This is a genomic window from Actinoplanes sp. SE50/110 (genome assembly GCF_900119315.1).
Taxonomy (GTDB): domain Bacteria; phylum Actinomycetota; class Actinomycetes; order Mycobacteriales; family Micromonosporaceae; genus Actinoplanes.
The window spans coordinates 1,516,371-1,538,274 of sequence record NZ_LT827010.1 but is presented as its reverse complement, the minus strand read 5'-3'; the positions used below and the strand labels follow the sequence as shown (position 1 = coordinate 1,538,274).

At 69.0% G+C, this 21,904-nt stretch carries 21 protein-coding genes and 2 tRNA genes; 10 read left to right on the top strand and 13 right to left on the bottom strand.

Annotated elements, in window-relative coordinates:
• Window positions 1–30: 30 nt before the first annotated feature.
• Window positions 31–630 carry a hypothetical protein gene (locus ACSP50_RS06965; protein ID WP_080127741.1) on the bottom strand — a complete coding sequence of 200 codons (600 nt, stop codon included), beginning with the start codon at window positions 628–630 and terminating at the stop codon, window positions 31–33.
• A 440-nt stretch (window positions 631–1,070) separates the two neighbouring features.
• Between ACSP50_RS06965 and ACSP50_RS06960 the strand changes: the two genes are divergently transcribed.
• Window positions 1,071–2,471, top strand: coding sequence for a ricin-type beta-trefoil lectin domain protein (locus ACSP50_RS06960; protein ID WP_014688447.1), 1,401 nt, complete (start codon window positions 1,071–1,073; stop codon window positions 2,469–2,471).
• Here ACSP50_RS06960 and ACSP50_RS06955 read toward each other — a convergent pair.
• Window positions 2,468–2,929: a hypothetical protein gene (locus ACSP50_RS06955; protein WP_014688446.1), complete on the bottom strand. Its 462-nt coding sequence runs from the start codon at window positions 2,927–2,929 to the stop codon at window positions 2,468–2,470. The genes ACSP50_RS06960 and ACSP50_RS06955 overlap by 4 nt on opposite strands.
• 170 nt (window positions 2,930–3,099) lie before the next feature.
• On the opposite strand from ACSP50_RS06955, the gene ACSP50_RS06950 reads away from it, so the two are divergent.
• On the top strand, window positions 3,100–3,684 hold the full coding sequence (locus tag ACSP50_RS06950) for a hypothetical protein (RefSeq protein WP_043510960.1): 585 nt from the start codon (window positions 3,100–3,102) through the stop codon (window positions 3,682–3,684).
• Here ACSP50_RS06950 and ACSP50_RS06945 read toward each other — a convergent pair whose 3' ends face one another.
• Window positions 3,685–5,022 carry a DUF2254 domain-containing protein gene (locus ACSP50_RS06945; protein WP_014688444.1) on the bottom strand — a complete coding sequence of 446 codons (1,338 nt, stop codon included), beginning with the start codon at window positions 5,020–5,022 and terminating at the stop codon, window positions 3,685–3,687.
• A gap of 101 nt (window positions 5,023–5,123) precedes the next feature.
• Window positions 5,124–5,486, bottom strand: a complete 363-nt coding sequence (locus ACSP50_RS06940) for a MerR family transcriptional regulator (protein WP_014688443.1) — start codon at window positions 5,484–5,486, stop codon at window positions 5,124–5,126.
• Between the two features lie 58 nt (window positions 5,487–5,544).
• On the opposite strand from ACSP50_RS06940, the gene ACSP50_RS06935 reads away from it, so the two are divergent.
• Window positions 5,545–6,255 carry an SDR family oxidoreductase gene (locus ACSP50_RS06935; RefSeq protein WP_014688442.1) on the top strand — a complete coding sequence of 237 codons (711 nt, stop codon included), beginning with the start codon at window positions 5,545–5,547 and terminating at the stop codon, window positions 6,253–6,255.
• A 99-nt stretch (window positions 6,256–6,354) separates the two neighbouring features.
• On the opposite strand, the gene ACSP50_RS06930 is transcribed toward ACSP50_RS06935, so the two are convergent.
• A complete protein-coding gene (locus ACSP50_RS06930) occupies window positions 6,355–6,606 on the bottom strand; it encodes a hypothetical protein (protein ID WP_155123448.1) in 252 nt (83 codons plus the stop codon).
• Between the two features lie 188 nt (window positions 6,607–6,794).
• On the opposite strand from ACSP50_RS06930, the gene ACSP50_RS41615 reads away from it, so the two are divergent.
• The 4 genes from ACSP50_RS41615 (at window position 6,795) to ACSP50_RS06905 (ending at window position 9,500) form a co-directional block, all read left to right on the top strand.
• Window positions 6,795–7,016: a hypothetical protein gene (locus ACSP50_RS41615; protein ID WP_155123447.1), complete on the top strand. Its 222-nt coding sequence runs from the start codon at window positions 6,795–6,797 to the stop codon at window positions 7,014–7,016.
• Between the two features lie 109 nt (window positions 7,017–7,125).
• The gene (locus ACSP50_RS06920) at window positions 7,126–7,527 is read left to right on the top strand and encodes a hypothetical protein (protein ID WP_043510958.1); all 402 of its coding nucleotides are present in this window, start codon (window positions 7,126–7,128) and stop codon (window positions 7,525–7,527) included.
• Between the two features lie 1,458 nt (window positions 7,528–8,985).
• Window positions 8,986–9,243, top strand: a complete 258-nt coding sequence (locus ACSP50_RS06910; protein WP_014688437.1) for a type II toxin-antitoxin system Phd/YefM family antitoxin — start codon at window positions 8,986–8,988, stop codon at window positions 9,241–9,243.
• Complete coding sequence (locus tag ACSP50_RS06905) at window positions 9,240–9,500, top strand: Txe/YoeB family addiction module toxin (protein ID WP_014688436.1); 261 nt, start codon at window positions 9,240–9,242, stop codon at window positions 9,498–9,500. Before ACSP50_RS06910 ends, ACSP50_RS06905 begins: the two co-directional genes overlap by 4 nt.
• Window positions 9,501–9,522: 22 nt before the next feature.
• On the opposite strand, the gene ACSP50_RS06900 is transcribed toward ACSP50_RS06905, so the two are convergent.
• From ACSP50_RS06900 to ACSP50_RS06890, 3 genes are all read right to left on the bottom strand, one after another.
• Window positions 9,523–10,260 carry a hypothetical protein gene (locus tag ACSP50_RS06900; protein WP_014688435.1) on the bottom strand — a complete coding sequence of 246 codons (738 nt, stop codon included), beginning with the start codon at window positions 10,258–10,260 and terminating at the stop codon, window positions 9,523–9,525.
• A 57-nt stretch (window positions 10,261–10,317) separates the two neighbouring features.
• On the bottom strand, window positions 10,318–11,445 hold the full coding sequence (locus tag ACSP50_RS06895) for a hypothetical protein (RefSeq protein WP_197688122.1): 1,128 nt from the start codon (window positions 11,443–11,445) through the stop codon (window positions 10,318–10,320).
• A 437-nt stretch (window positions 11,446–11,882) separates the two neighbouring features.
• Entirely contained in the window at window positions 11,883–14,036 is a 2,154-nt protein-coding gene (locus ACSP50_RS06890; protein ID WP_369793902.1) for a UvrD-helicase domain-containing protein, read from the bottom strand.
• A 274-nt stretch (window positions 14,037–14,310) separates the two neighbouring features.
• On the opposite strand from ACSP50_RS06890, the gene ACSP50_RS43320 reads away from it, so the two are divergent.
• Entirely contained in the window at window positions 14,311–14,970 is a 660-nt protein-coding gene (locus tag ACSP50_RS43320; protein WP_155123446.1) for an RNase H family protein, read from the top strand.
• A gap of 827 nt (window positions 14,971–15,797) precedes the next feature.
• Here the strand turns inward: ACSP50_RS43320 and ACSP50_RS06880 are convergent.
• The 4 genes from ACSP50_RS06880 to ACSP50_RS06870 all read right to left on the bottom strand — a co-directional run bounded on the left by ACSP50_RS06880 (window position 15,798) and on the right by ACSP50_RS06870 (window position 17,758).
• A tRNA-Ile gene (locus tag ACSP50_RS06880) sits at window positions 15,798–15,871 on the bottom strand.
• 47 nt (window positions 15,872–15,918) lie between these two features.
• Complete coding sequence (locus ACSP50_RS42935; protein WP_014688432.1) at window positions 15,919–16,092, bottom strand: hypothetical protein; 174 nt, start codon at window positions 16,090–16,092, stop codon at window positions 15,919–15,921.
• Between the two features lie 15 nt (window positions 16,093–16,107).
• Complete coding sequence (locus tag ACSP50_RS06875) at window positions 16,108–17,370, bottom strand: NAD(P)/FAD-dependent oxidoreductase (protein WP_014688431.1); 1,263 nt, start codon at window positions 17,368–17,370, stop codon at window positions 16,108–16,110.
• 315 nt (window positions 17,371–17,685) lie between these two features.
• Window positions 17,686–17,758: transfer RNA gene (locus ACSP50_RS06870), tRNA-Asn, on the bottom strand.
• A 217-nt stretch (window positions 17,759–17,975) separates the two neighbouring features.
• Here ACSP50_RS06870 and ACSP50_RS06865 point away from each other — a divergent pair.
• Window positions 17,976–18,299: a hypothetical protein gene (locus ACSP50_RS06865; RefSeq protein ID WP_014688430.1), complete on the top strand. Its 324-nt coding sequence runs from the start codon at window positions 17,976–17,978 to the stop codon at window positions 18,297–18,299.
• Between the two features lie 74 nt (window positions 18,300–18,373).
• On the opposite strand, the gene ACSP50_RS06860 is transcribed toward ACSP50_RS06865, so the two are convergent.
• Window positions 18,374–19,411, bottom strand: coding sequence for a sugar phosphate isomerase/epimerase (locus ACSP50_RS06860; protein ID WP_014688429.1), 1,038 nt, complete (start codon window positions 19,409–19,411; stop codon window positions 18,374–18,376).
• Between the two features lie 670 nt (window positions 19,412–20,081).
• Between ACSP50_RS06860 and ACSP50_RS06855 the strand changes: the two genes are divergently transcribed.
• Window positions 20,082–21,401 carry a YihY/virulence factor BrkB family protein gene (locus ACSP50_RS06855; RefSeq protein WP_014688428.1) on the top strand — a complete coding sequence of 440 codons (1,320 nt, stop codon included), beginning with the start codon at window positions 20,082–20,084 and terminating at the stop codon, window positions 21,399–21,401.
• Window positions 21,402–21,904 lie beyond the last annotated feature (503 nt).

Below are 21,904 nucleotides of genomic sequence, written 5' to 3'. Positions count from 1 at the left end.
CCGCTCGCCGGGTTCGCGCCCGGCGGGCGGTCACACCGCGCCGGCCGCCGGCGTCCCGGTGCCGCTCCCGTTCTCCTCGGGCAGCCGGGACAGCAGGGCCCGGGTGTTGTTCCGGGTCTCGACCAGGATCAGCCCGGCCGTGGTGGCGGCGTCTCCGCGGCCGAACGTGTCGTCCCAGGCCGACACCGCCTGGTCCAGCTGCGGTTTGAGCTTCAGGTAGACCGCGTTGGCGATCTTCTCGATGTCATCGGGCGTCACGACGTCCTCCAGCGGCCATGGTGCGGTCGAGTTGTTGCCGGCGTGGTCGTGCCGCGCGCTGAAGTGCGCGTGGCCGGTGTGCGGATCGGCGCTGCCGGCGTAGGCCCGCCAGGTCCAGCCCCGGGCCCGCGAGGCGATCCGCCGGTTCCAGATGATGTATTCCAGCCGGGAGTCGCCGCGCAGCGTCTCGACCAGGTCACCGAACGGCTGTGGCCACGGTCCGGTCGAGTCGATGTCGAGCGCGAGGACCCGGCCGGCGCGGTCCGGGTTGTGGTCGGAGACCCGCGAGCTGTGCGCGGCGTCGCCGATCCAGCCGTCGCTGTCCTTGTCGCGTCTCGGCGACAGCCGGTTGAACTCAGACCGCAACGTCACCAGACAGGGGACGAGATACGGGGTCGTCATCGGTGGGGTGCCCTTCCGCTGGCTCCGCCGCGATTCTGCCCGGACCGGCAGCCGGAAAACCATCGCGCTCCCCGTACGGATGACCTCCATGGCGTCGCCCGACCGCACCGGACGGCCTCCTGGCATGCCCACTGAGCTGCGCGAACGACGCGCGGCGGGGCACTGCCCGGTGCGGATGTGCCAACTCGTACCACCAATCGGGTGTTGATGTGAAGATCGTGAATGCGTTGTTTCACGGTTCCGGACCTTTAAGGTTAATTTATGGTTACCCCGAAAACCGGCTCTGAACTGCGAAAACGCCGGGTCCGTCGCGCTGCGTGCAGGTTGACGACACATCGACGGGAGCGTTTATTGTTAGCCACCTTTTCAATCCCGGCCCGACCCCCATCCCGGCAAGGGAGATCCCCGCCATGCCCCTGAAACGCACCCCTCTGCTCGCCGTCGGCACCGCCGCGCTCGTCGCCGGCACCCTCGGCGTACTCGGCATCACCGATGCTTCGGCGGCCAGCGCCGGCACGCTGGCGAGCGCACTGAACGGCAAATGTCTGGACGTGACCGACGGCTCCACCGCCAACGGCACCCTGCCCCAGCTCTGGGACTGCGTCGCCGGCAGCGCCAACCAGCTCTGGACCCTCGCCGACAACGGCTCGGTGCAGGGCAGGGGCAAGTGCCTCGACGTCGCGAACAACGCCACCACCGACGGCGCCGCGGTCCACCTGTGGGACTGCTTCGACTCGGTGACCAGCCAGAAGTGGACACTGAACGCGGCCGGCGACCTGGTCAACAAGGCGTCCGGCAAGTGCCTGGACGTCAGGGACAGGAACACCGCGAACGGCGCCAAGCTGCAGCTCTGGACGTGCACCGGCACGTCGAACCAGAAATGGACCTTCGGTGGCGGCAGCGTTCCCACCACCCCGCCGGCGACCGGCGGGCCGGGAGCGAAAGCCGTCGCGCCGTACTACTACACCGGCTGGGGCAACCCGCCGAGCCTGAGCGCGGTCACCGCGGCCACCGGCGTCAGGTGGTTCACCATGGCGTTCATGCTGAACAGCGGCACCTGCGACCCGAAGTGGGACGGCTCCCGCCCGCTCACCGGCGGCCAGGACCAGACCGCGATCACCACGATCCGCGCCGACGGGGGCGATGTGATCGTGTCGTTCGGCGGCGCCAGCGGACCGTGGCTGGAGCACTACTGCGGCAGCGCGTCGGCGCTGGCCGCGGCCTACCAGAAGGTGATCGACGCGTACGGCCTGAAAGCGATCGACATCGACATCGAGGGCACCCCGTACGACAGCGCCACCGACCAGCAGAAGACGGTCGACGCCCTGAAGACGATCAAGGCCAACAACCCGGGCATCACCACCTACATCACGCTGGGCAGCGGCACCGGCGGCCCGGACGACTCGCTGATCAAGCGCGCCGCCGCGGCCGGCCTGGTCGTCGACGGCTGGGGCATCATGACCTTCGACTGGGGCAACACCGGCGGCAACCAGGGCCAGCTGACCATCCAGGCGGCCGACGGGCTGAAGAACAAGCTGAAGAGTGCGTACGGGTGGTCGGACGCCGAGGCGTACCACCATGTCGGCATCTCGTCGATGAACGGCATCACCGACGAGCACGCCACGGTGACCCTGGCCGACATGCAGACGATCACGGCGTACGCCCAGCAGCACACCATCGCCCGCCTGACGTTCTGGTCCCTGAACCGGGACCGCCAGTGCCCCGGCGCCTACCCCAACGACGACACGTGCAGCGGCGTCGCGCAGTCCGCCTACCAGTTCACCAAGATCATCGGCGCCTACCGCGGCTAGAGGCTGGACCAGCAGTAGAGGGACTCGCCGTGCGCCCGGGCCCGCGCGGCGAGCTCCCCCAGCTCGATGATCACTTCGGCCAGGTACTCCGTGTCGACGTCACCGAAGAACTCCTCGATGCCGGCCCACCGCTCGGCCAGTTCCGGCGCCCGGCCGGCCTCGATGCCGGCCAGCGCGTCCCGCGCCGGATCACCGATGCCCGTCACCCAGGGCCCTTGATACTCGAGGTCGCGGTCGGCGCTCATCGGCCAGATGAGACGTTCGCTGACCAGGTCGGCGCTCCACTCCCGGTCCGCCGCCATCGCGATCATCTGCGCCAGGATCACGCCGGGGTCGATGGTCTTCAGCATCACCCCGTCGAAGAACTCCGGGACCGGCGAGTAACCCTCGTTCTCGTCGAGCTTCCGCCGCACCTCCTCCACCTCGGGCGCCCGGAAATAGTCGAACAGAACACCCATCGTTTCTCCCCCTCGGCGGCCGGCGGCCGGCATCGGGCCGCCGGGACAGATTGAAGCCGCCATCGGATCCGCCTGACAACCCTGTGCAGCATCGTCACCTTCTCTCGATGCAGGACGCCTCCCGTACGGAGGCATGCGGCATGATGGCTCGGGTCGATCGGAGAGACGTCATGAGTTACGAGCACCTGCCACCCGCTGAGGGGAATCTGGAGACCTTCGGCCTGGCCACTCGCCGGGTGATCCGGTTCAGCGTGGGTTACCTGCTGGTCTCGGCCCTGACGACGGTGCTGGTCCTGGCCGGGGTGGCGGCCCTGCGCAGCGGCGCCGCCGACCCGCTCTCCGTGGGCACCCAGGCGACCTTCGCGATCACCAACCTGATCCTCGGCTCGGCGACGCTGATCTGCCTCATCGGCCTGCTGATCTCCACGATCGTCTGGGCGGTGAGCGCCGACCGGGTGGCACCCGGCGGTCCCGGCGCCCCCGGTTACGGCGGCCTGACCCTCGCCGTCCTGCTGATCGCGCTGAGCGAACTGCTGACCGCGCCGGCCCTGCTGCTGGGTGCTCTCCAGCTGGCCGCCTGGGCCGCGCTGCTCGCCGGCGTGCTGATCACCCGCACCCGGCTCCGCCGCCACACCGGCGACGTCAGCCTGGGCGGCCGTCGCAAACCGGTCGTGACCAGCGACGACTGGGACGCCTCCCGGTGGGACCCGGAGGTCGCGCACGACATCGAGCGGCGCGGCCGCCCCACCGGCTGATCACTCCTGGCGTCGCCGGGCAGACTCACGAATCGGCGCCAGCTCCGAATCCGGCAGACCCGCGCGGCGAGCGTCGTCGATGACCGCGTCCAGCTGACGGTCGATCTCGACGAGCGTCGCGGCACGGTCCTCGCGGGCGGCGACGACGTCTCGCAGCATGCGCAGCACCCGGATCAGGGTCAAGGCCACCTGGGGATGACCACCGGCGAAGAGGCGGATCTGGCCGTACGCGTGCCGAACGTACTCGGCATGGTCCAGGTCCCACGGCGTCAGCAGGCTCCGGCCCCGGTCGTCCCGGTGCGCCTGGGCCGGCAGGTCAGCCTGCAGGAGCGGACGCATGACGGACGACACCCGCAGGATCGACTCGACCGCGGTGGTCGGGTCGTTGACCGCCGGCGACAACGCGCGCAATCCGATGTCGTTGAGCTGGCGCAGCGCGAAGTCGATGTCCTGCTGCATGGTCCGGGTGGCGCCGATGACGACCGCTTCGGCGATGAGCTGGGCGATCCGGTGCGCTTGCGCCTTCGCCGGGCGTGGCCAGATCCGCACCAGCGGCTCGTCGCGGATCAGGTACGCGCCGACCCGGGTCTCCAGGCGGACCGTGCTGCCCGGCGGCACCGCGGCCAGGATCGCCGGGTGGCTGATCTGCTGCACCCAGCCGTCAGCCGGGGACCTGACCGCCAGGGCGTCGCCGGGTTCACCGGCCCGCGGGGCGGCGATCGGCGCACCGACCTGGATGCCCATCCGGGACCCGTACGGCAGATCATCGATCAGTTCGATGGCCTCGTGCTGGATTCGTTCCATGATCCGGCCCACGTACTGCTGCCGGGTGATCCGGTTGAGGAAGACGACGATGGCCAGCACCGAGGCCAGGGAGAGCCCGACCGCCAGGGTCATGGTCAGTCGCGGCGCCTGGTCCTGGCTGTCGATGTGCCCCAGCGCGAGCACACAGAAGGCGAACGTCGCCAGCAGCAGACCGATCAGCACCTGACCGATCCGATCCCGCCAGAAGGTGCGCAGCACCCGCGGCGAGAACTGACCACTGGCCAGCTGCAGCGACACCACGAGCAGGGAGAACACCACTCCGGCGGTGGTGATGGTGGCGCCCGCGATGGTGGACAGCAGAGTGACCGCCGCGTCCGAGCTCATGGCGAACAGCCCCAGCCCCGCCGGCTCCCGGCTCCGGTCGATCTCCCGCGCCGCGGTCTCGGCGAGGATGCCGGCGGCCAGCAGCAGCATCGGCAGGAAGAGCAGACTCTCCCGCAGCCGGTCGCCGATCGCGCGCTGCCTGAGCCGCCGCACCGACGGAGCGATACTCGCGTGCGTGTCGTCCTCCACGCCCCGGACCCTATCCGCCGGGCCGCCGGGCGGCAGGACTCATCCCGGCAGCTTATCGACAGCCATGCGCTCGGATGACGACCGGCACGCCACCGCTCTGTCTAGCGGTAGTCGCACGCCGGGTTCGGACCCGACGTCACCTCGATGATGTCCTCGAGCCGGTCCCGGGCGAGGGTCAGCTCGGCGATCTGCGCGTTGATCCGGTCCCGCTCCGCCACCAGGCGCGCCCGCGACTCGGGCGTGCTCACCTTGGCGTCGACACACGGCAGCAACTCCGCGATCGTCCTGCTGGACAGGCCCGCACCGTACAACTGCTGAATCAGGCGTACGCGGTTGACCGCCGCGTCCGCATAGAGGCGCTGCCCGCTGCCGCTGCGCGTCGAGGCCAGCAGTCCCTGCTCCTCGTAATACCTCAGGGCCCGCACACTCACGCGCGTCCGTTCTGCCAGGTCGCCGATCCGCACCGTGATCCACCTCGCAACCCTTGCCTCTGACGTCAACGTGAGGTTTTAGCGTAGCGGTATGCAGATCAACGGCACAAAAGCCCTGGTGACCGGCGCCAACCGCGGACTCGGCAAGGCGTTCGCCGAGGCCCTCCTCGCCCGCGGCGCGACCACCGTCTACGCCACCGCGCGCCGCCCGGACAGCATCGACATCCCCGGCGTCGTCCCACTCCAACTGGACGTCACCGACCCGGCGTCCATCGCCGCCGCGGCGGCCGGAGTCGGCGACCTCGACATTCTGATCAACAACGCCGGCATCTCCACCGACGCGCCGCTGCTCGGCCCTTCCACGGACAACATCCGCCGTGAGTTCGACACCAACTTCTGGGGCACCCTCAACGTCACCCGAGCCTTCGCCCCCCGGTTGGCCGGCGGCGCGATCCTCACCGTCATCTCGGCGCTGAGCTGGTACGCGTTCGCCCCGTCCAGCAACGGCTACGCGGCCTCGAAGGCGGCGGAGTGGTCGCTCACCAACGGCATCCGGCTGGAGCTGGCCGGCCAGAAGACCCAGGTGACCGCGCTGGCCCTGGCGATCGCCGACACCGACATGATGGCCGGGTACGACATCCCGAAGCTCCCGCCGCACGAGGTGATCGCCAAGGCGCTGGACGGCCTGGAGGCGGGCGCGCTCGAGGTCATCGCCGACACTCCGACCGCCAACGTCAAGGCGTCCCTGTCCCGCGATCCCGCCCTGTTCTACGCCGACATCCCCGGCGCCCTCTTCGGCTGACAGAACGGCGCGCGCCGCGGTGGAGGGCGGGGCGGCCGGGCACACCATCGCGTGGTCGTTGCAGGTCGCCGGCCCGGCGACAGGTACCGGCGTGGCCGGTCAGAACACCGGAAGGCCGTTGGTGTCGTCCACGAGACGGGCGCCCAGCGGCTTGTGGAGCCGCACCGGCACCAGGTAATACGTCGCGCCGGAGTAGGCGAACTCTCCTCGGCAGTCCGACTGGCATGCGTCCAGGACGGCGACGGCGACCCGATCGGGGGCCACCTCACTGATCTGAACACCGATGCGGTGCCGGACGTCCTGGTCGGCCGGGCGGGTGCCGCGTCGCCCGCGGTGGTTTGATCGACGCACACCCATGCCAGTACGCCGATCATGACGATGTTGGCGAGCCGGTTCAGGTCGTACACGACGTCGTTCGGCTCGCTCCCCTCCGAGTTGCGACAGCGCCAGGCGTAGATCACCTGCCACTGGAATCGAGGCGAGATCACCCCCACAGCAGCACCGCGGCGAGCGGGATCGCCATCAGGAGAAGCCCGTCCATGGCCGACGACGGTATCGACAACCGCCAAACCGAACGGCCCCGAGCCGGGCGGCCGAGCTTCATCACGGTGGCCAAGGACGGTATCGTCAGCGCCATCGGATTCACGACGATCATCATCGGCCAACCCGCCGCACCGTTCATCGCCGTCGGAGCAGCGCTCGCCGCCTGTACATCGAAGTCGCCGGCGCGGAAATCCTCGAAGGGGTCTGTTCGTCGATGAACGCCAGCCTGCGGCAAAAGGTCGACGACACCGCCTTCTACGGCGGCCGGTGGCCGCGGGCGGTCACACGGTGACCGGCGCCCCGCTCAGTCGCGGGCAATCGGTTGCCATGGCGATAACGCTGGGAATCCACGCGCTGGCCGACGTCGCTCTGGTGTGGCTGGGATCGCTGGTGTGGAACGCGTACCGGCAGGGCACCCTCGCCGCCACCGAAGCGGCATCCGTCTCCATCCTCGCGGTCAGCGCCGGCGTCGGAGCCGTCATCACCGTCGTCTTGCAGATCGGGCTGCTGCGGGGAACCAACGGCCGCCACCTCGTGCAGGCCGCCATGGCCCTCAACCTGGCAAGGCTGCTGGGCCTGCTGCTCGCTCTCATGATCACCGCGGCACGGCTCGGCATCACCGCCCTTGCCGGAATGATGGAGACGTTCGCCGCCGTGATCGCGGTGGCAGAGGCCCTCGGCGCGCTCTACGTGACGACCGTAGTGAGCCGCCGTACCAGTGATGGGTGAACGGATTGCCGTCGCGGCAGGCCTGCTCTGCCTGGTGATGATCGCCCTCGTCACCGTGGTGACGGTGGCCCAGCGGCGCGGCGCCCGCCGAGAGCCATGACTCGGTCGGCGTCTGCCCAGTAAGCAGCTCGCCCGCTTGATGCCCGCCGAGCAAGCCGATGGCGGGTAGACACGCGCTCATTCCTCCTGCTGGGACGCCGGCTGGAAGGGCATGCCGACCCGACACATAGGTCGATCTGAACCGTCTCTGACCGCCCTCTGGCCTGCGTCGATCACGGGAAAGGGTAGATCGATCAGTGCGCTTAGGGTTGCGCCTGGTCCGGGCCCTGCGGGGGATACGGGCCCTGCGGCGGGTACGGGCCCTGCGGGGGATACGGGCCCTGCGGTGGGTACGGAGCCTGCGGTGGGTACGGAGCCTGCGGCGTGCGGCTCCGAGACGCGCGACGTACCAACGCAATGACTGACCACACCAGGGCGCCTACCACGATAAGACAGCAGAATAGGCGGAACCCTACGAAGCCAAGCGTGTAAGCCAGGCCGTGCTTCTCCACCACTTGCCGTCCCCTCCCGTGGATCATGCGATGCGGCGTCGACCCTACACCCGCCAGACCATGCGCGAACGCCCCCTTCGACGGGCACCAACACGGCGCGTACCAGTGCTTTCGACGCGGATGCCGCGCGGCCCTCATTCCGCCTGATGCCACGATGGACGCCGAAGTAAAGGCCGCCTCGGCGTTACGGTGTTGGACCGAGCACAGTCCTCCGGGATGGACGAGGCAGGTCGGTGACGACGGCCGGCCCACGGTGCGCTTCGGCGCCGGGGTAGCCGTGGGCTTGCAGCACGCCGAGGGCGCGTCGAAATCAGCGGCGCCCGGAACACCTCGCGATCGGTGAAGGAGGGCACGTCGGGATGGTGTGGGCGTTGCGGGTGGCCACGTCCCCCCATGTCGTCGAACGCGGCGAGGCGTCTGCGGCGTAGTACTCGCCGATCGCGACAGCTCGCCGCGCAGTTCCGACCTCGACTGACTCGCCCCAACCGACTCCGACTCGTCCGCGAGTACGGGGTTTCACGCTCGACGGCGCTCCGGGCATCGCCCACCGAGCAAGAGAGGGACCTCAACCGCGCACCTGGCTCGACGTTGGCAATGCACAGAGCTCGCCGCTCGCGTACCGCCGCAATCGCCACCGCACCCAAGGCGGACCGCAACCGATCCGCCCACCGCGCCCACCGTAACGTGGGGTCTGGGAGTCGCCCCAGGCAGACAAACCTGGGCCGGACGTTGCACCATGCGAACCACCCCATCGCCATCCCCGGTGGCTCACTACCGGGACGTCTGACCAGCTCACGGAGCAGGTAGTCGCACTCAGGCCGCCGTCGGCGGCACCGGGCGAGCGTCAAAAGCGGCACACCGCCACCACCAGAGTGGTACCATATTCGGTACAACCTTGGGAGGCGTCGTGACTTCAGCGATCAGTGCCAGCGAGGCTCGCAAGTCCCTCTTTCCGCTCATCGAACGAGTCAACCTGGACCACACTCCGATCGAAATCGTCTCCAAGCGCGGCAACGCCGTCCTGGTGAGCAAGGAGGACTGGGACTCGATCATGGAAACCAACTACCTGCTTCGATCCCCCGCCAACGCCAAGCGCCTCACTGAGAGCGTCGAGCAATGGCGAGCGGGACGAGCCACGGAGCGCGAGTTCGGCCCCGAGGAGTGAAACTCAGCTGGACCGACCACGCCTGGGACGACTACCTGTACCGGCAGACTCAGGACCGCAGAACCCTCAAACGCATCAACGCCCTGATCGCCGACATCAAACGTGATCCCGACGGTCAGGGCATCGGCAAACCGGAGATCCTCCGAAACAACCTCGCGGGACTCCGGTCCCGGCGCATCGACGACGAACACCGCATGGTGTACGCCGTCGAGACCAACGAGATCACCATCATCTCCTGCCGATACCATCACGAATAGCCGCCGACCCCACCATTTCTGATCAGCGGCGTCTGGCGAATTCTGCCAAGCGCTCGCTGAGCGGGCTCACCCGCGGGCGCGGCAGCCGATGGAAATAGAGCGGCTTGAACTCGCGCATCAACGCCTCACCGTCCCGGACCCAGTCGAAGCGTGGTCGTTTCAGCAGCCGACGGAACACGACACTCGCCTTCTCCGGATGCCGAGCAGCCAGCCGACGCAGGACCATCGGCTCCACGCTGTCGTCCTCGAGATAGGACAGCGTCCGCTCGCGCCACCGGCGACGTCGCAGCACGTCGGGGTTCACGAACGCTTCCTCCACGAGGCCGAACTCGGCGTAGAAGCCGAGTCCGTCCGTCTCGTCGTAAATCAGCGCAACCGTCTCCGCACCGGTCAGATCCGGCGGCAACGACATCGACACCATAGAGGGGCTGACCTTCGGGTCCGGCCCGAGAACCGAGTCACGGCAGTACGTGTAGTAGCCGTCGAGCCCGAGCACCATCTCCCGTTCGACCTCCGGCAGGTCCGGCCGGGCCTCGACGAACTGCTCCACCACCGTCTGGCCGTCCGCCAGCCGGTGCTCCAGGGTGAAACCGTCCCAGAGCAGCATCCACCGCTGTTCATCGGCGCTTTCCAAGCCGTTGCCGTACTCGGCCAGAAAACTCGACATAGCCCGGTCGTAGCGGGGCTGTTGAGAGAACGCCACCAGCTCGCCCTTGAGGTCACCAGCCCGTCGTAGCAGCGCGGCATCAACCATCGACATGCCACCAACCTATGAACTGCCAGAGTCAGATCATCACGGGGCGCCTCGTTCGGGTGATCAGTCGATCAGATATCGAGCGAGGCGCTCGGCGTTGAGGCCCCGCATCGCGTCCTCGACGGCTTCCGAGTCGGTGAAGTCGACACCACGCGCCGTCAACTCCGCGGCGATCTGCTTGGCCGGCCCCCACGCCGCCGTGTCGTCGAACGCCTCCTCGAACGAGGGAAGGAACGTGTCGACCGCCTCCACCACGGGACCGATCCACTCCAGGTCGACCGCACGGCGTTCCAGGGCGTACCGGACCCAGCGCCGCAACACGTCCGGCAGCGCCGCACGCTGCTCGGCGTCCAGCGCCGCCTTGCGCGGCAGCCAATCGGCCAGAAACAAGCCGACCTGTCCCGGGCTCCAGCACAATGGGCCGCTGGTCATGTAGCCGTCGCCGTAGTCCAGGAACAGGTCCGCCAGCGACCTGGCGACCGTGTCATCGGCCGGCGCGAACCCGTCCAGCAGTCGTTGCCGTTCCTCATCGCTCATCGGCTGCCAGTCACGGAAATCCGGCAGATACGACCGGCATCGCGACCAGGCCAGCGCCCGCAAGTCGAGGAACTCCTCGTCATCGTGACGGGGCCAGGTCATGTCCGTGGTCCGCAACGCATCGGCCAGCTCCGCCAGCGCAACCTCCACCGGGCACTCGACGGCCGGCATCGGCACCTCACCGGGCTCACGCAGCCGGTCCCAGGCCTCCGCAGCCCCGGGCTGCAGCACCGCGAGCTTGTCGACCAGCACACCGCCGGGTAGGGAGATCTGTGCCATCACCGTGTGCGGCGTCTGCCCGGCGAACTCGACGAACAGCACGTGCTCGCTGTCCCAGACATCCACCGCCCGCCACGCCCGAACCGGCTCGAAGCCGGGGATCGCGAACCAGTCCGGCACCGGCTGGCTCTCCGACAAGATCTCCAGGGTGTCGTCCAGCATCGGCCACTCGCCCGGGGCGGCGACACGACGCAGCGCCGCCACCGCGGCCAGCCCGTACAGCGACGGCCGGGTCGACGCCCGCCCCACCACCTCCAGGTACAACACCTTCTCCGGGTCACGCTCACCGAGCCCCGCCGCCGACCACGCCGCACCGAGCCACCCACTGGCCCACCGCTCGACCTTAAGCACACTGTCCTCAGACACGATCGACATAGCGTCACGCATCAACCGGTCCGACAACCGCAACTCACTAACCGGGCGCTGCGGACGCCTCGGCTTACCCCGTCCCGCAGGACGACCACGACTCTTGGGCATGTACCCGTCTACCACATCCGGCCCGGGGCAACATCCGAGCGACCCGCGGTTCGCGCAATGCCACAGGAATCCAGCACTTCCGGGCTACCTGTCGGCAGCCCGGAAGAAGCTCTCGACTGCGCCTGCGGCCTCTACCTCAACGACCCGACCGCCTGGCTCACACCCCCGACGAACTAACGCGGTCCAGCACTAGAAGTCAGCACCCAAGAAAGTCTCGTCTCAGCGTGCCAACAAGCGCAGTTGCCCCCAATCACTCTCCATCCGCACGTCTACGAAGAACGCGCAGCGCCAAGCGCAGGTCCCGCCGTCGCGACGCGCCGACATCCGCCACAACCTCACCGCGAGCCGAGCGGAGGAGAGCCCGGTACAGCCGCCGAATCGTGCCCGGTTCTGGGTCGCGGCAGCTTCGCATCCGGGACAGCGCCGATCCACAGCATGTCACGTGCGCGGGTCATGCCGACGAAGAGCTGTCGCTTCACCAGCGCCAGGCGGTCGGTCTCGGTGAGGCTGCTCGTCTGCGCTTTCCTTACCTCGCGGTCGTGATGCGGCAGGAAGACGTGCTTGAACTCGAGTCCCTTGGACCGGAGAAAGGTTCCCACCTTCAACTCGCCGGTGGCCTGCCCGTCGTAGTCCTCGAGGTTGCTGTTCGGGATGCCGGCGCGGGTCAGCAGGCGCTGGTAGTGGATGACGTCCTTCTTCCGGGCGCAGAGCACTGCCGCGTCCCCAAGCCGCGTATCGTCGGATGAATCTCCGGCCAGCTCCCTCACGGCGGCGAGGAAGGCTTGGTCGTGCTCGTCAGCAGTGGCCGCGTCGACGCGGATCACTCGACCGTCGTGGTAGGTGGTCTCCACGGCAGGGCCGGTGGTGACAACTGTCCCGTCTATGTCGTCGAAGGGCTGCCCATCAAGGGTCTGTAGCGCCGCCGTAAGAATGTCCGCGGCATTTCGGTAGTTGACCTTCAGGACTTCGGCACGTCCGCCACGGATGTCGATGCCGGCGTCGCTGAGACGAAAGCCGCCAGGGTAGACGGCTTGCTGGCCATCACCGATGAGCAGCAGGCCGTTCGGCGCATCACCGACGAGCTGATGCAGCAGGCTCACTCCGACGAGAGTCAAATCCTGTACCTCGTCAGCGATGACGGCGGCGTACCGCGGCCGAGCGGCTGGGTCACGCAAGACGGCGATGGCCTCGGTGAGCACATCGGTGAAGTCGTGCACTCCCCGCTCGGCACGCAGACGTTCGTACTCCAGGTAGAGCTGCCAGGCGGCCTCGCGGTGAACGCGTCGCAGCGCAGTCCGGCGCCCGGGCCGGGTAGCCGTAAGGTACTGCCCCAGCTCAGTGAAGCCTCGCCCCTTGATGACGTAGGTGATCTCGTCCTGCCAGTACATCGGGTTAGGTTCGAGCTCCGCCAGAACGCTGCTCCTCCCGACATGCAGCCATGCGCGGGAGAAGCAATTGCCGGTCGCCGCCAGATCCACTCGTAGGTGCACTCCACGCTGGTCAAGCAGCGACCTCGCCCAACCGTGCAGGCTGCAAAACTCGACCCTGTCGACGACCGCCGGGGAAAGGCGCGCCAGGAGCTGCGCCTGGACCCGGGGAAGGTTCTTCACGAATGTGACATAGAGGATTTTGCCTACCGTACGCTGGGCAAGCCAGACGGCCCGGTGTAGACCTACGACGGTCTTGCCCGTACCAGCCGCGCCGCTGATCCGAGCCGGACCGTTCCACCGGCGTCTGACGATGGCGAGCTGGTCGGGATGCAGATACGTCATCCAACTTTCGATCGGGCGGGCCAGCACGGACTGTTGCTCCGCGCGAGCGATCGCATCCACGTCGAAGAGCGACGGTGCCTTTTGCGGGGGGTCACTGCGGTCGACCTGAACCGGCCGCTCAACGATGTCGGGTATGTCGTACGCGGGAAACTTGCCAGCGAGGTGAACGGCCACTCGGCCGACCTGCGGTGTGGTGAGGCGGCGCGGCAGGGCCGCCAACCACGGCGCGATCTCCTTGACGCCGCGGAGGAAAACCGTACCGACACGCTGTTCGACGGATTGGTTCGCGAACACCATGACAGAAGCCACCACGGCCGGCGCCATGTCGAGGACTGCTAGCTCGTCGTGCACCCTGCTCGTGATCGCACGGAGTTTGATGATCTCTTGGTGACGATCGTCCGAGCCGGCGTGGAGCCGGCCGTCGAGGGCCGTCGGCGGGCTTCTCCAGTTCTTGACGTCAATGACGAAGACGCCGCCAGGCCCCACCAGAATCATGTCGACATTGGCTACTGCACTGCCGGGCCAACGTCGGTCCACCAGTAGAGTCCAGCCAGCTCCAGTCAACACGATCAGGGCGGCCGCTACTTGCTGCTCCCCTATGGCCGCCGCCGCGTATCGAGCTGCGACCGCCTGGGCTCGCCGGTACCGACGCATGAGCTCTGCCGCATGCTCACGCTCACGTAAGGCACGACCGATCGCAGATCCTCCAGCGGGCACAGGCGACCTCCATAGAAGACTTTAAGTGGCGATCATAGAACGGTGTGTAACGTTGGTCTTCAGGTAAAGGCGGCCACGCCGGACAGACGTGTCGATACGGAAGGCTGCTCCAGCCTCGAGCGCGGACAGGATGTCGTCGTCCAGTCGGTCGCCGACGTACGCGATGTCCTCCGCAAAGGTGAACGACCGATCCGCTGACCGACCCGGCGACGCCGTCGGCCTTGCACCGCAATCCTGCCATCGATAAGTTACGATGTGAATCGGGGTAGAGCGGATGGCGGACGGGCATGTAAGGCGGCAGGAAGCAGTCGACGTGTTCCCTGCCGGTGTGTGCGACGGCGATCGCGGTCCGGGCGGATGGGGAGCTGTCCTTCGATACGGAAGTCACAACCGTGAGGTCTACGGCGCCGAACTCGCACTGACGTCCAGCGACCGGATGCTGTTGACGGCGGTGGCGGAGGCCCTCGACCGACTGACGCGACCCGTCGCGGTGCGGGTTCATGCCGATCAAACCATTGCCGGCCGGCATCGCGACCTCAGGTCGCGGCTGACTGCAGCCGCTCAGCTACATCAGGTCCAGTGGGTCGGGGAGGCCGCCTTTTCTGGCGCTGGAGCAGAACGGGCGGGCGCCTTGGCGGGAACCGGCCTGCTCGAGGCCACGCAACGGCTCAACTCCCGCTGCGTCCATGACCTTGTCACCCGCCAATGCTGGCAGTGCCGGCCGTCGGCCAGCACGCGCCCGCAACGCGTCGCGGTCACCTCCGGTGGCGCCGTCTTCCACCTCAGCGGGGGCTGCGCCGCCCTCAACGACGGCTGGCGACGTATCGAGCGACGCGGTGGCGTCCGATCCGACCTGACGTGGGTACCGACTGTCGACGCCATCGCCGCCGGACGCGGCACATGCGAAGTCTGCTGCGCCGGTCACGACATCTGATGACACCGACAGCGCGACGGCCGGAAAGGGGATTTAGCCGCCTCCGGCGCTCCACCAGCAGCCGACGACAGCGAACCGCCGGGGTTGCGGTTCGCATGCAAGATCAACGTAGGCCGGGCGTTGCACCATACGATCCACGCGGCCTCCGTCACCGGCGACCCGCTGCCTGGACGGTTCGCCAGCTCACGCGGCAGTAGAAGTCCAGCGTAAGCAGGACGCCCGGCTGGAGATGAGGACTCCAGGACACCGGCGGATCCCCGACGGCGACGGGGTCGACTATGGCATCGGCGACTGGATCCTCGCATTCGTGGTCAATGAGAGCGAAATTGTCGTAACGCCCTCCGCGACAGGCTCATCGCCGGAGGGACGCTCAGCACCGGGTCGTTCCCCTATCGCAAGCTACCGGTGACAGGAGCGACCAGCCGTTCGGCGAGGGCAGGCGCTCACCTGGGGCAAAGCGCGGTGTCCGGCTGGGGCTGATCGATCCGCGTCTGCGTGACGAGTCCGCACACAGATCGAAGTGAAGGCCGCCAAGACCAGAGGCACACGAGACGGTTGGCCGGCGACCCCAGGTCGCTCCGACGGGTGGGTGGCTGAGTCACGACTGGTCGAACCAGGGGACTCATAATCCCTTGGCCGACGGAGTGGGCCAGGTGGGCTCCCAGAACCCGGGCAGGATTTGGGGCCGGCGGTTACCGCTGCTCGTAGAGTTCAAGCCGGAACTGTGACACCCGTAGCAGGCGCCCTTCGGGGGCGGACCGTGATCGATCCGCCCACCGCAACCCACGTAACGTGGGGTCTGGGGGTCGCCCCCAGGCGAACAAACGTGGGGCGGGCGGGACTCGAACCCGCGACCGAGGGATTATGAGTCCCCTGCTCTAACCCACTGAGCTACCGCCCCGTACCGGCGGCGATCGTAACCCGCGGCCCGCTCCCGCAGCTAGCGATCTATCGCTCCACCAGCGTCTGTGGCAACAAAACGATTTGGTATCGGGGGTCGGAGACCATGTCCGGCGGCTGAAGGTCAGCGATGGCGGGCAGATTGTCTTCCCCGACGCCCGGGGATTCCGGGCCGTCCTGAGTGGTGAATTCGGCGAAGTTCTCCGGGTTGAAGTCGCTCATGACGTCTCCTCGTGGCTAGACCCCGACCTGCACGCCGAGTGACGCCAGGACTTGGCCGGCGGTGCGCCAGCCGCCGGCCATCGCACCTTGGATGGATGGGCTGTCACGGTGGTCGCCGGCGACGAACAGGCCGTCACCGAGGGCTACCGACTTGCGGAGGGTGTTCTGGGGCACCCGGGCGGCGGGGAGTGCGTTCGGGATGCTGATCACGTTGAGGAGGTCCCAGTCGTCGGTGGAGGTGCCGTACATGCGGGCCAGTTCGACGCGGATGACAGCCTCGGAGGCGCTGGAGGGGGCGGAGACGCCGACGACGGAGGCGGCGATCAGGCTGTGGCCGCCGGGGGCGTATTCCGGGGCGGCGTTGCTGATCACGACGGTGTTGGCGACGATCTCCCGGCGCTCGCCGTCGAGGAGCAGGATCGGTTCGTCGATGGGTGCCAGGGACGCGCCGAAGTAGAAGGTGGTCAGCCCGTGCATGTCGGGCCGGGGCAGCTGCGGGAGCAGGTCGGCGGCGCTGAGCGGGTCGGTGGCGACGATCACGGCGCGGCAGCGGATTTCGCCGCCTTCGGTGACGACCAGACCGGGGCCGATGCTGAGGGTGCGGGCGCCGATCAGCAGTTGCGGGAAGGGCAGGGGACCGGCGACGGCGGCGGGCAGCGCGGCCATGCCGGCGGCCGGCACCCCGATCCGGCCGCGGGTGAAGGAGCGCAGCACCATCGCGGTGACGTGGCTGGACGTGTCGAGGGACCGGTCGGCGAAGACGCCGGAGAAGAACGGCCGCAGCACCTCTTCGATGATGCGGTGGGAGAGGCCGGCTTTGCGGAGCATCTCCTGGGTGGTGGTCTCCGGCGCTTCGAGCAGCTTGGCGGCGGGCGTGGTGGCGCATCGGGTGGCGAGGGCGGCGAATTTGAGCCGGTCGGTGAGAGAGCCGACGCCGGACAGCAGGGTCTGCGGGGTGGCCAGCGGTTCGCGGAGCGGGTTTTCGAGGCGGTGCAGGGTGCCACCACGCCGGACCAGGACGCCGGCGGTGAAGTACCGCATTTCCAGGGCGTCGATGTCGACGAGGGCGGAGAGCCGGGGGTACGCGGTGTTGAGGACCTGAAATCCGCGGTCCATCCGCCAGCCGTCGACGTTTTCGGTGGCGACCCGCCCGCCGAGCCGGTCGGATCCTTCGATGAGCAGCCATTCGACGCCGGCGCGGTCGAGTCGGCGGGCGGCGGACAGCCCGGCGAGCCCGCCGCCGACGATGACGACGTCCACCTCGACCGGCTGCGACATAACCACCTCACTGAGAGCGAACTACGCGAGCCCCAGCGTAACCGTGCACTTCGGGCCAAGGAGGCGAAAGTGCAAGGCAGCCGAAACCCCAAGATCAACAACATTGCCCGGGTACGCGCGGGGCCGGCACGCCGCGCACCGCGTCGCGCCACCCCCGTCCAGGGTGCGCCCTCCCCGCCCGCACCGCACGCCGGGGGCGGACGTCACGTACGCCGTCATGGCGTGCAGTGCCGGCCGCGACCGCAACCCGCCGCGGACATGCAAAAGGCCTCCTGAACCGCGGATTCCGCGGCCGGAGGCCTCCTGAACTGAAAGCTCCCCCGATTGGACTCGAACCAATAACCTGCCGGTTAACAGCCGGCTGCTCTGCCAATTGAGCTACAGGGGATCGTGCTCGCCGCCGGGTTTCCCTGGCGACGGAGAAGAGATTACACGACCCCGGGGGCTTCGCGCGAAGGGGATACCCCCGGAGCGTTTCGCGGGCCGCGACCAGGTGTGACTCAGGGCAACACGAGTGAAAGCGAGATGACGGGAGTACCGGCGCGGCAGGATGGGTATGCACGCCGGCAGACGCGTGCGCGTCACGAACGGAAGGAGCCGCCATCATGCGCGGAAAGCTGATGTTCCTCACCGGTCTCGCGGCGGGCTTCGTCCTGGGCAGCCGGGCCGGCCGCGAGAAGTACGAGGAGATCCGGGCGAACGCCCAGAAGGTCTGGGAGCACCCGACGGTCCAGGAGGCCGCCGGTGTGGCGCAGGCCCAGGCGAACAAGCTCTACACCGAGGGCAAGGACAAGCTGCAGTCGTCCAAGCTCGGTGAGAAGCTCGGCGCCACCAGCCAGAGCAGCACGTCCGGCACCACGAGCACGGACGAGCTGCTCGCCCCGTCGGACTCGCTCTCCGGCACCAAGGGGTCGGGCAGCACGTACTGACGCTGCTCCGGATCGCCGTGGAGGCCGCCCTCACCGGGGCGGCCTTCGCCGTTTCCCGGGCTCATCGCCCGGAATCAGGACGTGGGGCAGGGCTCGTGCTCCGGCACCAGACCGAGGGCGGTCAGTTCCCCCATGGTGTACGTCAGATCCGCGGCCGCCGCGCCGGATCCCTCCACCTCGACATACTCCGTGCGTGCGGTGTCCGCCGCGAGCAGGTGGCGCAGGATCGGCTGCCACGCGGCCCGCGGATCGGTGATCCGGACGGTGATCACCGACAGGCCGGCGTCGGTGAGCCGATCGACGCCGGCCGCCGGGTCGGGCCACTCCCGGGCCGCCCGGGCCAGGTCCAGGCAGATGCCGAGCCGGTCCTTGTCGACCCGGGCCAGCCCGGCCACCGTCTCCTCCGGGGTGTCGAGCACCCAGCCGGGGCCCGGCTCGAAACCGACCCGCACCGCCCGCCCGACCCGCCAGGCCAGGTCGGCGAGACGGCCGGAGAGCCGCCGCAGGTGCCGGCTCACCGCCATCTCGCGGGCCTCGTCCCAGCCGTCCCGGTGGGCCAGGCCGCAGGTGCCGACCGCGCCGCGCACCTCGTCGGCGGGCAGCAGGTCGACCAGGATCCGGGCCAGGTCCAGGGTGTGCTGCAGCCGGGCGGTCTCGCTCCAGTCGGGCAGCGGGGGCAGGCCGCCGACCTCGGCCTCGGGCCCGCCGTTCACCGTGACGACGTCGAGCCCGCGGGCATCGAGGTCGGCACGCAGCCGGGTGCGGGCGCGCCCGTCGTCGACGAGGGCGGCGGCAAGCGGGTAGGGCAGGCGCAGCGCGATCCCGAGCCGGTGGTGCGCGGGATCAGCATCGCCGCCGATGACGGCATCCGTCCGGGACAGATCGGCATTCTCGGTCAGGCCGGCAGCCCGACCGGTCCAGCCGACGGCAGCCCGGTCGGCATTGTCGGTCACACCGGCAACGGCGAGTCGAGGATCGGCGGTCCGGCCGGATCGCAGGCGGGCGGCGACCGCATCGATCATGGCGAAGGCGTCGGCCGCCGTTCGCGCGCCGGTCAGGTCGACCCCGGCGATGAGGTGCACGGTCCGGCCGGAAGGATGTCGAAGCCGCATCAGTTTCCTCCCCGAACGAGCTGACCCGTGCAGGTGCACGTGCATCGGCTCGTGCTGACGATTCCAGTATGGACCATCCGCGGCACCGCCTTCGATCCACCGGTTCCGAGCCATCCGCACTCCATGGCCGCCTCCATCCTGGAACGTCCTGCCCTCCGATACGAGCCTGCGGCGCGATCCGGATCATCGGCGTACCGGCCGTGCGACTCCGTGACCGGCTCATTCATGATCAAAACCCGCCACAGAGATAGCTGTACGCCTATCCCTTACCCCCGGATGACCAGCGAGTAGTAAGTCGGAGGACCCTCCCGGAGAGCGTTTTCGGACGCGCTCTCTACATCATCATCTGCATAAATGGACATGCACCGCTCGACTGCGCGTGCGTATGCCCGGTGCCCCCGGCACCTCGGCGATGCCGCACTCAGAGTGGGCGCGCTCCCACTGTCCGGCTCTGCCGGCTGACTCTCCGGCCGCCTCTCGCGCCCCGCTCCCCTGATCCTGCTGGCGCCACCGCCGCCCGCTGACACAGCCTGCGCTGTCCGCCGGTCAACCGGCGGCGAAGGGTTAGCGGAGCTTCCTTCCGGGGAACAACCCGAGCAGGTCGTACTCGTACGTCACAGCGGGGAGGGGTGACGGCGGCGACCGGTCGCCCGGCCTGAGAGGGAACCCCATGAGACTCCAGAATCGCCCGCACGGGCGCCACGATCCCGAAGACGACAAGCAGTCCGGCAGCGTGGCCGCCGTGCCCGCCGCCTCCGGCAGCCACGGACGGCCGGACCCCGGAGACGGGGAAGGCTCAGCCGTCCAGCGGACCGACGGTTCGGGCGCCGACCACGCGACCGCGGCCGGATCTGCGGACGCGTCGGACGCCGGCCGGACCGGGGCCGAGCACGCGGCCGCTTCGGATGCCGGCCGCGGCGACGACGCCGGCCAGGCACGGCGGCGTGGGGCCGAGGACTTCGACCTGGCGGCGGCGAGCACGACCGACGTGGGTCGTACGCCCGACCCGAAAGACCTGTCGGCGCCGGGTCCGGATGCCGGCCCGGACCGTCCGTCGCAGCTGCACGCCCGGGGGATCTTCGCCGCGGTGCGGCGGACCTTCAAGCAGTTCTCCGAGGACAACGTGTCCGACTGGGCGGCCGCGCTGACCTACTACGGCGTCCTGTCCATCTTCCCGGGCGCGCTGGTGATCGTCTCGCTGCTGGGGTTGCTCGGCGACGCCGGCCAGCGGACCGTCACCGACGCGGTCACCCAGATCACCCCGAACTCGCAGCTGCGCGACCTGGTCAACACGGTGCTCGACCAGGTGCAGGGCACCGGCAACGCCGGGCTGGCCGCGATCCTCGGTCTGGTCGCCGCGTTCTGGTCGGCGTCCGGCTACATCGCCGCGTTCATGCGGGCGTCGAACGCGATCTACGACGTGCCGGAGGGCCGGCCGATCTGGAAGACCCTGCCGATCCGGGTCGGTGTCACCGCGATCGTCGGCACCATGCTGATCGCCTCCGCCGCCATCGTCGTGTTCACCGGCGACCTGGCCCGCATCGTCGGCGAGAAGCTGCACCTCGGCGGGGTCGCCGTGACCACCTGGAACATCGCCAAATGGCCGGTGCTGGTGATCCTGGTCAGCCTGATGTTCGCCATCCTCTACTGGGCTTCGCCGAACGCCAAGACCGGCGGTTTCCGCTGGATCAGCCCGGGCGGCATCTTCGCCGTCCTGCTGTGGGTGGCCGCGTCCGCCGGCTTCGCGATCTACCTGGCGAACTTCGCCAACTACAACAAGACGTACGGCACCCTGGGCGGCGTCGTCGCCTTCCTGGTCTGGCTCTGGATCTCCAACATGGCGATCATGCTCGGCGCCGAACTGGACGCCGAACTCGAACGCGGCCGCGCCATCGCCGCCGGCCACCCCGCCGACGAGGAGCCGTTCCTGGAGTTGCGCGACACCCGCGCCCTGAAGAAGGGCTCCGAACACGGCCTGAGCCAGGGCTGACCCCCGCCCCACCGCCAGCCCGACCACCCGGCGCCCGCCCTCGCTCCCCCGGCGACGGCGGGCGCCGGCACATCAGCCCACCCCGGGCCCGCCCCAGGCGACGCCCGAATCCGGCTCCCCACCACCAGGCGAACCCAGCCACACACGCAGGCGACCCCGCCAGCCATGCCGGCAACACCGCACGGGCACGCAGGCGACACAGCGAGGCACCCGCGCCCGCCAGGCCGACCCCACCGCACGGGCACGCGACAACGGCCAACGGATCCCCCGGGCCCGCACCCTGCTCAGCCAGCACCTCCCCTCAGCCAGAGCCGCAGACGGGCAACACCGCAGACGGGGACGCCGCCGAGGCTGTGGGCCCGTGGCGCGGACCCACAGACCGGCGACGCGAGACCCGCAAATCGACGACGCCGGGGCGGTGGACTGGCGGCGCGAGACCCGCGAACCGGCGACACCAAGCCCCGCGGACCGGCCGCACCCGGGCCGCGAAGCCGCAACGCCGG